The 11,989-nt window shown below is 42.2% G+C and carries 11 protein-coding genes and 1 pseudogene; 6 read left to right on the top strand and 6 right to left on the bottom strand.

What is annotated here, in order from left to right; translation table 11 throughout:
- Positions 1-60 precede the first annotated feature (60 nt).
- Positions 61-1,362 carry a CheR family methyltransferase gene (locus V7K42_RS04875; protein WP_334914056.1) on the bottom strand — a complete coding sequence of 434 codons (1,302 nt, stop codon included), beginning with the start codon at positions 1,360-1,362 and terminating at the stop codon, positions 61-63.
- Between the two features lie 21 nt (positions 1,363-1,383).
- Entirely contained in the window at positions 1,384-1,863 is a 480-nt protein-coding gene (locus V7K42_RS04870; protein ID WP_334914054.1) for a chemotaxis protein CheW, read from the bottom strand.
- 143 nt (positions 1,864-2,006) lie between these two features.
- On the opposite strand from V7K42_RS04870, the pseudogene V7K42_RS04865 reads away from it, so the two are divergent.
- A pseudogene (locus V7K42_RS04865) lies at positions 2,007-2,579 on the top strand (Rpn family recombination-promoting nuclease/putative transposase); the annotation flags it as partial.
- Between the two features lie 78 nt (positions 2,580-2,657).
- Here V7K42_RS04865 and asnS read toward each other — a convergent pair.
- Together asnS and V7K42_RS04855 are read right to left on the bottom strand one after the other, a co-directional pair.
- Entirely contained in the window at positions 2,658-4,049 is a 1,392-nt protein-coding gene (gene asnS / locus V7K42_RS04860) for an asparagine--tRNA ligase (protein WP_334914052.1), read from the bottom strand.
- A 2-nt stretch (positions 4,050-4,051) separates the two neighbouring features.
- Positions 4,052-4,414 (bottom strand): hypothetical protein, encoded by a 363-nt coding sequence (locus tag V7K42_RS04855; RefSeq protein WP_334914050.1) that lies wholly within the window; start codon positions 4,412-4,414, stop codon positions 4,052-4,054.
- 44 nt (positions 4,415-4,458) lie between these two features.
- Between V7K42_RS04855 and V7K42_RS04850 the strand changes: the two genes are divergently transcribed.
- Positions 4,459-4,737, top strand: coding sequence for a DUF6439 family protein (locus tag V7K42_RS04850; RefSeq protein WP_094328229.1), 279 nt, complete (start codon positions 4,459-4,461; stop codon positions 4,735-4,737).
- Positions 4,738-4,808: 71 nt separating this feature from the next.
- Here the strand turns inward: V7K42_RS04850 and V7K42_RS04845 are convergent, their stop codons facing one another.
- Both V7K42_RS04845 and rlmD read right to left on the bottom strand, forming a co-directional pair.
- Complete coding sequence (locus tag V7K42_RS04845) at positions 4,809-5,258, bottom strand: ATP-binding protein (RefSeq protein ID WP_334914048.1); 450 nt, start codon at positions 5,256-5,258, stop codon at positions 4,809-4,811.
- Between the two features lie 393 nt (positions 5,259-5,651).
- On the bottom strand, positions 5,652-7,058 hold the full coding sequence (gene rlmD, locus V7K42_RS04840) for a 23S rRNA (uracil(1939)-C(5))-methyltransferase RlmD (RefSeq protein WP_334914046.1): 1,407 nt from the start codon (positions 7,056-7,058) through the stop codon (positions 5,652-5,654).
- 173 nt (positions 7,059-7,231) lie between these two features.
- Here rlmD and V7K42_RS04835 point away from each other — a divergent pair, with 173 nt between their 5' ends.
- From V7K42_RS04835 to purL, 4 genes are all read left to right on the top strand, one after another.
- Positions 7,232-7,717 (top strand): allophycocyanin subunit alpha-B, encoded by a 486-nt coding sequence (locus V7K42_RS04835; RefSeq protein ID WP_334914044.1) that lies wholly within the window; start codon positions 7,232-7,234, stop codon positions 7,715-7,717.
- 1,075 nt (positions 7,718-8,792) lie between these two features.
- On the top strand, positions 8,793-9,107 hold the full coding sequence (locus V7K42_RS04830) for a hypothetical protein (protein ID WP_334914042.1): 315 nt from the start codon (positions 8,793-8,795) through the stop codon (positions 9,105-9,107).
- Complete coding sequence (locus V7K42_RS04825) at positions 9,094-9,495, top strand: type II toxin-antitoxin system death-on-curing family toxin (RefSeq protein ID WP_334914040.1); 402 nt, start codon at positions 9,094-9,096, stop codon at positions 9,493-9,495. Before V7K42_RS04830 ends, V7K42_RS04825 begins: the two co-directional genes overlap by 14 nt.
- Before the next feature lie 33 nt (positions 9,496-9,528).
- Entirely contained in the window at positions 9,529-11,901 is a 2,373-nt protein-coding gene (gene purL, locus V7K42_RS04820) for a phosphoribosylformylglycinamidine synthase subunit PurL (RefSeq protein WP_334914038.1), read from the top strand.
- The last annotated feature ends 88 nt before the right edge of the window (positions 11,902-11,989 follow it).

Genomic DNA, 11,989 nt, shown 5'->3' with positions numbered 1-11,989 from the left:
TGACGCAAGTCGAGAGAGTAGGCTTTCATAGCGACCAGTTATCAGTAGAATTGCTCTCTCCTAAGTGTACTGAACTGGACTGATAACCGCTATATCCTTCGTTAATCGGTGAATTCGTTGCCAGAGAAGATTAGCATTATCCACATCACCTTGATGTTCTTTGAGTAATGCCAAATGAGTCAGCGCCTCTTGGTGAGTAGGTTGTAAATAAATTGCTTTTTGAAAAGATTGTGCCGCCCGCTCATTTTCTGACATCGCTTGCTGCACCTGACCTAGTAAAAGATATCCTTCAGTACTCACCTGATTTTGGTTGAGATAGTCGTTGCATAGTTTAACCGCCTCATTCAACCGACCTCGATCGGCTAAAGCTCTAACTGTTTCTAACAAATTTACCTTGAGGTCTTTTGGCGATATGGGTTTCTGGGAAGTAACATTTAACCTTTCTTGTGCAGCAAACTTGGAATGGTTTTTTTTCGGTAGCTGTCGCCTGCTGAGAACATCTATATTGTTGCTGGTGTGAAGCCTTGTCTCTGAAGATTGATGATGATTTTTGCGAACATTTTCGGCCGCTTTAGACTTTCGATGAACAACTGCTGAATGTTGACGAACTGAGACAAGTTGAGTTTTAAACAATAACCAAGCTTCAGCGTGTCCAACAAATAGCAAACCTTCTGGACTGAGCAACCTTTCTAGGGTTTGAATGGTGCGCTCTTTTGTTGTCAGATCGAAGTAAATTAATAGGTTACGGCAAAAGACTACATCATAAAGCGGCGTGTCAGCTAGAAAAGCCGGATCTGCAAAGTTGTCATTAAGAAAATTCACCATACATCTCACCTGTTCGCACAGGTGGTATCCAGCCTCAGTAGGCTGAAAATAGCTCTCTTGAAAGGATCGGCTATTACTGCGAAACGAGTATTGATGGTAGATTGCTCGTTGCGCTTTTACCAGGCACTTGTTGCTAATATCAACAGCATCAATGTGAATGTTTGTAGGGTTCAATCCTGCTTCCAAAAGAGCGATCGCAATGGAATATGGTTCTTCACCTGTTGCACAAGGTACACTCAAAACCCGCAATACACCCTGTGGATTTTTTGGCAACCACTCAGATAATACGTAATGCTTCAGAAATGCAAAGGACTCTGGTTCTCGAAAAAACCAAGTTTCTGGAACAATTACGCTGTCAATCAGTGCTTCCCATTCATGGCTAGATACCTGCAATTTCCCCAGATAGTTAGCAATATCCGTTATTCCGCAATCTGCCATCCGTTGATAAATTGCACTTGCGATCGCCTCAGCACCAATAGAGTTTGCATCTAAACCAATCTTGCTTTTTAGTAAAGCTTCAATTACAGATTGTGCCATTTATGGAGTCTTCAGACCAATTTAAAATCCAGTATTGTAAAGACTTTCTGGCAAGAGATTGACTTGCTGTGCTTCTGACAACAAATACTCAATGCGAAGACATTGAATCATCCCTTGGTCGTCTACAATCATGTTGCCCAAATATGGTGCTGTATCTATCTGAATATTAGAATCAACAAACTCAACTTCAGACTTGTGTAATGTTTCTACAATTTGTTCTGTAATCAAACCCAAAATATAGGGAGCCTTAAGTTCGGTATTATTGCCCCAATAATTGACTAGCACAATCCTAGTACTCAGGTACTCAGAGGAGGGTTTGCTACGCATCAATCGGCATAAATCGATGACTGGTACAATGCGTCCCCGATAGTTAAAAACACCAGCGATATACTCAGGCTGGTGAGGCAAAGTTTTAAGTAAAACAAATGGTATTACTTCTACAACCTGTCGGCTTTCTATGGCATATCGCTCATTCCCGATGCTGAGAAGTAACATTAACATTAATTTACATCTTCTGTAGTAACTTTTGCATTACTTGTTTAACATAAAATTGTAGCAGTAGGTTGGGTTAATGCAAGGAAACCCAATACTAACAAATTTAATTTTTCTAGAAAAATACTCGATCCCCTTACTTGCAGGCTCTCATGTATGACAATATCTGTAAATTCATTGCTGAAAACTTCAAAGATGATTTAGCAACTTGGTTATTAGGCTCACCGATTAAATTAACAGAACTTAGCCCTACTGAATTATCATCTGAACCAATTCGCGCCGATTCATTAATTTTATTGCAATCTGATGATTTAGTTCTGCATACCGAATTTCAAACTGATGCTGATAAAGATATCCCTTTTCAGATGTAAGATTATCGGGTTAGGATTTATCGCCGCTTTCCTAACAAATAAATGCGTCAAATAGTAATTTATTTGAGAAAAACAAGTTCAGAATTAGTCAGTGAAAACAGTTTTAGATTAAACAACACTTACCATCAGTTTGAACTAATACGGCTGTGGCAACAACCAACAGAAAGGTTTTTGAGTATTCCAGGTCTATTACCCTTTGCCGTCCTAAGTCAGACAAACGATCCTACAATGGTATTAACCCAAGTAGCCAAAGCAGTTGAAGCAATTAGCGATCGCCAGCTACAAAGAAATATAGCTGCTGCCAGTGGGATTTTAGCAGGTCTGGTGCTAAGTAAAAATGTAATTAGCAAAATTTTTGATTAGTCCATTGAGAAGGACTTGGTTTGTGTAGATGCAATTTATATATAATCGCCTGGTTTTCAAATTCTCAAACTAAAACTCAGCACTTTGCGGTGTACGGGGAAAGGGAATCACATCACGGATATTTCCCATACCCGTTATAAATTGCACGAGTCGTTCAAAACCTAGTCCAAAACCAGCGTGTGGAACAGTGCCGTAACGACGCAAATCAAGATACCACCACAAGTCTTCTGGGTTTAATCCTTGCGCTAACACGCGGCGTTCTAATACTTCTAAGCGTTCTTCGCGCTGGGAACCGCCGACAATTTCGCCGATTTTGGGTGCGAGAATATCCATTGCGCGGACGGTTTTTTCATCGTCGTTCAAGCGCATATAAAATGCTTTGATTTGCGCTGGATAATCTGTAACGATCGCAGGCTTTTTAAATAACTGTTCAGCCAAGTAGCGTTCGTGTTCTGATTGTAAATCTAAACCCCAACTCACAGGATATTCAAATTTAACATCAGCTTTCTCTAAAAGTTTGACGGCTTCTGTATAAGTTAAGCGTTCAAACTGATTGTTTACAATATTTTCGGCTGTCGCCAACACTGAATTATCAACGCGCTGATTGAAAAATTCCATGTCTTCCGGGCAAGTTTCTAACACATATTTAAAAATGTGTTTGAGAAACGCCTCAGCTAAATCCATATCGCCTTCTAGATCGCAAAAAGCCATTTCTGGCTCAACCATCCAAAATTCTGCTAAGTGGCGGGAGGTGTTGGAATTTTCTGCACGGAAGGTAGGACCAAAGGTGTAGACGTTAGAAAACGCCATCGCCATAACTTCCGCTTCCAGCTGGCCGCTAACTGTTAAATATGTGGGTTTAGCAAAAAAGTCTTGGCTGTAATCTACTGCTTGGTTTTCTGTGCGCGGAATATTCTTTAAATCTAAACTGGTAACGCTAAACAGTTCACCCGCACCTTCGCAGTCGCTAGCAGTGATGATGGGTGTGTGTACCCACAAAAAGCCTCTTTCTTGAAAAAATTGGTGAATTGCTGTCGAACAAGCATTTCTGACGCGGAAAACTGCACCAAAGGAATTAGTCCGCGATCGCAAATGTCCAATGGTTCGCAGAAACTCAAAGGAATGGCGTTTCTTTTGCAGGGGATATGTATCGGGATCGGCTTCGCCGTAAACTTTCACCGACTCGGCTTTCAACTCAATCCGTTGTCCCTTACCTAGAGAAGCCACTAGTACCCCTGCTACCTCAACAGCAGCACCCGTATTCAATTTTTTCAAGATAGCTTCGTAATCTGGCAAATCCTGATTAATGACAGCTTGCAAATTAGCTAGTGATGAGCCGTCATTGACTTCAATAAAAGCAAACCCTTTGGACTCGCGTTTCGTCCGCACCCAGCCTTGAATTTGGAGAGACTCATCGGGTTGACCACTTCGCAATATTTCTGCAATCCGTCGATTTACCATATTTATCCAGCATAAGACTTTAATATCCAGCCTATGATAACGCCCATTCCACCAAAGCGGACAACTTGCCAGAAAGGTTTTTTGAGGCTACGCCAAGAAAATAACTGGCTTTCTAAGTTTACTTCTAGCATTTCCAACTGCCGTTGAATTTGCCTTAACTCTGCTTTGATTTCTGGTGTCTGAGATTTATTGTGCTTTAGTCGATCCCGATGCTGTTGCCATTGTGCCTGTTGCTGGCGATCGCGTTGCACTCCATCGTAACGTTCTTTTAAGGATAGGAGCGATCGCTCTACTTCCTCTAATTCTTGTTCAAAATCTGGTTCGGGATTTTCTGCTGATGGCTGTGATTGTTTAGGCGGCTTCATTTACAAGTAGTACAGTAGAAGTAAATGCATTTGCGCCAATAGTTATGTCCCAATCTACCCAGCTGCCGAAAACCAGTCAACTGAATGAACTTAGTACTCTGGAACTAGCTCAAGCCTTGATGGAAAGACTAAGCATTTCCCCTAACGATTGGCATCGCCTCAAGTCTAACCGCAATTCTCGCGCTAATGAACAAGTGGCAGCAGCTATTGTGTATCTTTTGAAGAATCAGCCACAAGAAGCTCAGGCTAGATTAGAACAGGCAATTGGTTGGTTAGACCGCTCTATTTCTGCCCCTCCCTGTCCAACTCACGGAAAAAGTTAAAAGTTAGGAGTGAGGAGTTAAAAGTTTTATAATTATCAACTCCTAACTCCTACTCCCAACTCTAAAATACGCTACCGTCGCAGAGATAAACGGGGACGGTTTTCCATTTGTTTACAAAGCCTCAATTCTGTGCCTTTGCGGTTCCACTCCACCTGATCAAAAATGTGATGGAGAAGACATAAACCACGCCCACTTTCTGATTCATCTGGTGGTAAATAATCTGTTGGTTCTTCTTCATTAGTAGATGAAGGAGTAAAGCCCCTACCTTGGTCTGATATTATCCACCAATATTGATTATCTATTAAGGAAAAACGGACTACAACTGTTTTGCTTGGATCGAGATTATTGCCATGTTTAGCTGCGTTTACTAGGGCTTCTTGAAGTCCTAGCCGCAGTTCCGCTTGTAATTTTGCTGGGATTTCTGCCAACAGTAAATCTAATATTGGACAAAGGTAGAGAGTTGAGGCAAAACTAATAGTGCCCCAATAACGTGCAACTGGACGGAGTGAAATTGTAATCACAAGAGAAACCCCATAGCTTTCAGTTAGCTAGACATCAGTTTGCTATTACAGGCACCCTGATAAAACTTGAGGTGGTCATGCTGCCTTCAAACTTGCGTCTTTAAAACTAAATTTTGAAAATGCTAGGGAGCATTAGCCCTATAGTATGAGTTGGGATTTTTTAGATATATAACAACGGCAGAAATAATTTTGATAATGAATTTGGCAACTTAAAAAGATGCTACTAATTTGACAGAGTATTGGCATACTCTTGCTAATTGCCGATTTGTCATTTACATAATCCAATTCATGTTTCTAAGAACCTATGCAACTTGAATTTATTTTAACAAAACGAATTTGTATTTTTGGCTTAATTCAATTTTAGCATCTTTAGTATGCACTAGACTAAAAATTTCAAATTTCAGTTTTTGTAAAGGAATTACTATCCTTGTGCAAATCTGATAGTACAAGAAAGGCGGCAGCTTCAACATGGGCAGTTTGAGGAAAAAAATCAGCAGGTTGTACCCGTGTGATAGTATATTGCCCATCTTGACAAAGCAATTTCAGGTCGCGTGCGAGGGTAGCTACTTTACAGCTGACGTAAACTATCCGAGATGGTTTCAATTGCCGTAAAGTGTCTATGACAGCACGATCGCACCCCTTACGTGGCGGATCGAGTATTACTACTTCTGGTATTGTGCCCATTTGGGGAAGCAATTTCTCTACTGCCCCGACAAGGAAAGTCACATTATCAATTCCGTTGCGGTGGGCATTCAAAATAGCTTGTTCTACTGCTGCTGGCTGCACTTCTAATCCTGTAGCCTGACGGACTTTTTTGGCGAGGGGTAAAGTTAAAGTCCCAATACCACAGTAGGCATCAACTAGCAACTCATGCCCTTGAAGATTGAGTTCTGATTGAATTATCTGCAATAGAGCCTCTGCTGTTTCTGTATATACTTGGAAAAATGTATCTGGGCGCACTTGAAATTCCAGCCCAGCAAAGTTTTCACGCAGGTGGGGGACTCCAGCGATGCAACGGGTTTCTGCTCCAAAGATAGCATTTGTGCGATCGCCATTGCGATTGAGGGACACTCCCACTAACTGCGGATAACGCTTTAACCATTCCTGGGCTTGGGTTTCAATTCCTGATAAATTCCAGTCCTTCACCACCAAAGTCAGCAACATTTCTCCAGTATGTCGGCCAATGCGTAAACCGAGATGGCGAATTTGTCCAAGATGGCGCTGTTCGTTATAGATTCGCCAACTCCGTTGTTGAATATCCAGCTTGACTTCGGCAAGTAAGGGATTTAATCTTGAGTCTTGGACTGGACATTGATTCAAGTTAATTAATTGGTGGCTACCTTTTTGGTAGTAACCAGCTTGTACCTGTCCTGTTGCCGATATCCCCAGAGGATATGTAGATTTATTACGATATCCTAAAGCAGAAGGGGCAGCTAGTACCGGATCTACCGGTGGTTGGACAAAACCACCAATGCGTTCTAAAGCTTGGATAACTTGATTTTGCTTGGCGACTAGCTGGTAATCATAATTAATCTGCTGCCACTGGCAACCACCGCATTTATCCGCCACAATACAACTAGGTCGAATCCGGTAGGAGGATGTCTCTAATAGCTGCTGGAGCTTACCGTGGGCGTATTTTGGTTTAACATGAACCAAGCGGATAATGGCGCGATCGCCAGGTACGGTATCTGGGACAAACACAACACGTTCATCAGCGCGTCCGACACCATCGCCTGTATCACTCAGATTAGCGATCGTCACTTCAATTAATTCGCCTTGCTGCCAAATCATTTTAGTCATTGGTCATTGGTTATTGGTTATTCCCTTTGTCTCCTTGTCCCCCATCTCACTCATTTTCCACTCCCTTATCTGCCAAATAGATAAATTCAACACATAAGTAACTCCTATCTCTTCACTTGTGTACCTCCGACTCGCTAAACTAACAGATAATATTTCAGGTGATTTCAATCATCATGACTGTAATTAGCCAAGTTATTCTCAAAGCCGACGACGAACTGCGTTATCCCAGCAGTGGCGAACTTAAAAATATCAAAGACTTTTTGCAAACCGGCGTACAAAGGACGCGGATTGCGGCTACCTTAGCTGAAAACGAAAAAAAGATAGTTCAGGAAGCAACCAAACAACTTTGGCAAAAGCGTCCTGACTTTATCTCCCCCGGAGGTAATGCTTACGGAGAACGTCAACGCACTCTATGTATCCGTGATTTTGGCTGGTACTTACGTCTAATTACTTATGGTGTGCTTGCCGGCGACAAAGAGCCAATTGAAAAAATTGGTTTGATTGGTGTGCGGGAAATGTACAATTCATTAGGTGTTCCCGTGCCTGGAATGGTAGAAGCGATCGGTTCCCTCAAAACAGCCTCCCTTAGCTTATTGAGTGCGGAAGACGCTGCTGAAGCATCACCTTACTTTGATTACATCATTCAAGCGATGTCTTAATACAAAGTGTGTGCTGGTTCTAGGAGTATACTTTCGGTCTACTAGAGTGAGTGTAAGATATTAGCACTCCAAAGGCATAAGATACCCAATTTTATCGTACCTCCCCACATTTGGTAGTGGCTGTGGCAAAATTTCTGTCAAGTTACCAACCAGTTGTGGGGAAATTTTATTAGGTATAGTTATGAAACATTTCTCAAAGAATAAAGGATATACGGATATTAAAAAACCGACAGTCCTTGATTAAGGCTGTCGGCAATTAAGTGTGTTCCCTATTAATGACTCGGCTAGAGTTCAGTTGTCATTAATTATGCCTAGTTAGCGATCGCTGGGAGACGATCCTAATCATAGATATGTGTGATTCTCGTCACTCGATTGTTACAACAAAACTGCATGTACCCGAATAATCTCTGAGTTTAAGTAGATACTTGCAATATATGATGCTATAAATAAAACTTAGCTTACTTAGTCAAGTTATCTTTAAGCATCGTGTGTCAATATACAGGAAAGTAGAAGTGCGTAGCTTGCCGCTGTAGGCATCGCACTTTGCAACATAAATTAATTAGCATCCCAAAATACTTTTAACGCCATTCACCAAGACAGCTACTAATTGAAATGATGCGGTGGTTGCACCAATAGTATTAATCATAGCTCCTACTGCTGCTGATATTGCCTCCATACTAGCTCCTGCTATAGGATTACTATTTTATTTTTGAACGAAATTAGGTATTGTAGAGTGTGTTAGAACGGAGTTCGTAACGCACTATTATCAAGGATTTGATGCCGTACTCTCCGCGCTCACATCCTACGTATATTTTCTCCAAATCAAACTGGATTCTTATAGTAAAATTAATTTTACTACTTCAATAATATTGCATTTAGTTAATATTAATTTTAGAAACAATTCTTTATTTTTAATAATAGTAAAACTACTCAAATTATCATCCCTCAGCTTAATTGGCTATAAAATTAAGTATTTTTGCAGTTGCCTTGATTGAGTAAATCACAATAGCGCGATAAGCTAGAGTTAGGGACAAAACTGATTCAAAACTGGCAACGAACCTAGCTTGGGGTAACGATGGCAACAGAACAAAAGCACAGCATTTATTTATCAGAAGCCGAAAGCCGTTTGCGTCAACTTTCTATTGAAAAGTTGCGATTAGCAGTTGCGTTTCTGGCTTATTTGCAAGAAACAGAAGAAAAGGAAGTTACTGAAAAAGTATTATTAAATATTCCTGATTTTGCCCAATCTTTCCGCGAGATTGAGCAAAAAGAAGACAAATTAGAAAATATTCCCTCAAATCAGATTGCCTCAGATGAAGAAGTATGGCAGGCTTACTTAACTTCTAAACAGAAATGGCAAGAGGTTTACCGTCGCCTTGCAGACTCCTAGATTTCTTTTTATTTCTCAAGTCTTAGACATTCACCAAGATGAGATAAACAGCTTTGGTGGAACATCTGGTGTCAGAGACGAAGGTTTACTAGATTCAGCATTGGCACAACCTCAAGCCACTTTTGGCGGCGAACTTCTGCATCCTACAATTCACGAGCAAGCAGCAGCATATCTATACCATTTAGCGATGAACCATCCTTTTATTGATGGCAACAAACGCACTGCATTTGCGGTTATGGATACTTTCATAACTTTAAACGGCTACAGTTTGAACTTATCGCAAGAGCAAGCTTACAATTTGGTGATTCAAGTAGTTCAGAAAGAAATATCCAAAGAAGAGTTATCTGCATTTCTAGAACTGCACCTAATAAGGCAACTAAATCGATAGAATAATGCTCTGTACAATTGGTGCATTATTTCCATGACCGCCACATATCCTACTCCCTTCTCACCCCAAGAAATCGCTGCTGAAGGACTTAAACCAGAAGAATACACAGAAATTGTCCGTCGGTTAGGCCGTCATCCCAACAAAGCTGAACTGGGAATGTTCGGGGTAATGTGGTCAGAACACTGCTGTTACAAAAATTCTCGACCTCTACTCAAACAATTTCCTACTGAGGGGCCCCGCATCCTCGTGGGGCCTGGTGAAAATGCTGGTGTTGTAGATTTAGGTGATGGACTCCAACTAGCTTTTAAGATTGAATCGCATAACCACCCATCAGCTGTAGAACCATTTCAAGGTGCAGCAACGGGAGTAGGCGGTATTCTCAGAGATATTTTTACAATGGGTGCGCGTCCCATTGCTCTATTAAATTCTCTACGCTTCGGTTCCCTAGAAGATGCCAAAACTCAAAGGCTGTTCCAAGGCGTAGTGGCGGGGATTTCACATTATGGTAATTGCGTTGGAGTACCAACAGTAGGAGGCGAAGTTTACTTTGACTCGGCCTATTCTGGTAATCCCCTAGTGAATGTCATGGCACTAGGGTTGATGGAAACATCAGAAATAGTTAAATCTGGGGCATCTGGCTTAGGAAACCCCGTACTGTATGTTGGTTCCACTACCGGACGCGATGGTATAGGAGGCGCAAGTTTTGCCAGTGCAGAATTGAGCGATCGCTCAATAGACGATCGCCCCGCCGTGCAAGTGGGCGATCCATTTTTGGAAAAGTCGTTAATTGAAGCTTGTTTGGAGGCGTTTAAAACAGGTGCAGTTGTCGCCGCCCAAGATATGGGAGCAGCCGGTATCACCTGTTCTACCTCAGAAATGGCTGCAAAAGGCGGTGTGGGCATTGAACTAGATTTAGATAAGATTCCCGCGAGAGAAACGGGGATGGTTCCTTATGAATATCTGCTTTCGGAATCTCAAGAACGAATGCTGTTCGTTGCCCATAAGGGGCGCGAACAGGAACTAATCGACATTTTTCACCGTTGGGGACTTCAAGCAGTTGTCGCTGGTACTGTCATCGCTGAACCCATTGTGCGGATTCTTTTTCAAGGTGGAATAGCAGCAGAAATTCCCGCCGAGGCTTTGGCGGAAAATACCCCACTGTATAATCGGGAGTTGTTGGCAGAAGCGCCAGAATACGCCCGTCAAGCTTGGGAATGGACTCCTGATTCCTTACCTGCTTGCACAACTGCTGGAATAGAACTCCAAGGAGGCGTGCAAAGTTGGAATGATATTCTGTTCACTTTGCTCGATACACCGACGATCGCATCTAAAAACTGGGTATATCGTCAGTACGACCATCAAGTACAAAATAATACAGTAATATTACCAGGTGGTGCAGATGCGGCTGTTATCCGGTTGCGTCCCCTTGAAGAAATCCCCAATCTAAAATCCCCAATCCCAAATCAAAAATTAGGCGTGGCCGCAACAGTAGATTGTAATCCTCGTTATATTTATCTTGACCCCTACGAAGGAGCTAAGGCAGTGGTGGCAGAAGCTGCACGCAATCTTAGCTGTGTGGGTGCAGAACCTCTGGCGGTGACGGATAACTTAAATTTTGGCTCTCCAGAAAAACCGATTGGTTATTGGCAATTGGCAGAAGCTTGTCGCGGTTTGGCGGAAGGTTGTCGGGAATTGGCAACACCAGTCACAGGCGGAAATGTTTCTTTATACAATGAAACCCTCGATTCCCAAGGCATCCCACAACCTATTTATCCCACTCCTGTAGTGGGGATGGTGGGCTTGATTCCCGATATCACTAAAATTTGTGGTCAAGGTTGGCAAGCATCCGGCGATGTGATTTATCTTCTCGGATTGCCTCTGACATCCAAAATCAGTTTGGGAGCATCTGAGTATTTAGCCACTATCCACGGCACTGTTGCCGGAAAACCACCACGGGTAGATTTTGATTTGGAACGCCGCGTCCAAAAAGTTTGTCGGGAAGGAATTCGTAATGGTTGGATACGTTCAGCCCATGATTCTGCTGAGGGGGGAGTGGCGATCGCACTTGCCGAATGTTGTATTGCTGGCAACCTTGGTGCTGAAATCAATTTAGAAATAGCACCAACGCAGAACCGTGTTGATGAGGTGCTGTTTGCTGAAGGTGGTGCCAGGATTTTAGTTTCTGTAACATCGGCACAGCAAGCAATTTGGGAATCATACTTACAGGAACATCTCGATCAACAGTGGCAAAGACTAGGTACAGTTGGCAACTTTGAGACGGGTCTGCGGGTTTTCACCACTGATAATCAGGTCTTAATCAAAGTTAGTATCGAAGATATGAGCGATCGCTATTCCCATGCGATCGCTAGGCGTATCGCCAACCAAACCAATATTTCTGAGTCCTGAGTATTTAGACTTCACTCAGAAATCAGCACTAATCACTCAGAACTATTAGCGTCTCTGGGCATAATTACGGTACTGTTTTAATAGATGG

It is taken from the genome of Nostoc sp. (assembly GCF_036917455.1).
GTDB lineage: Bacteria > Cyanobacteriota > Cyanobacteriia > Cyanobacteriales > Nostocaceae > Nostoc.
Note: the sequence above shows the minus strand (reverse complement) of the source record. Positions and strands in the feature narration are given on the sequence as shown.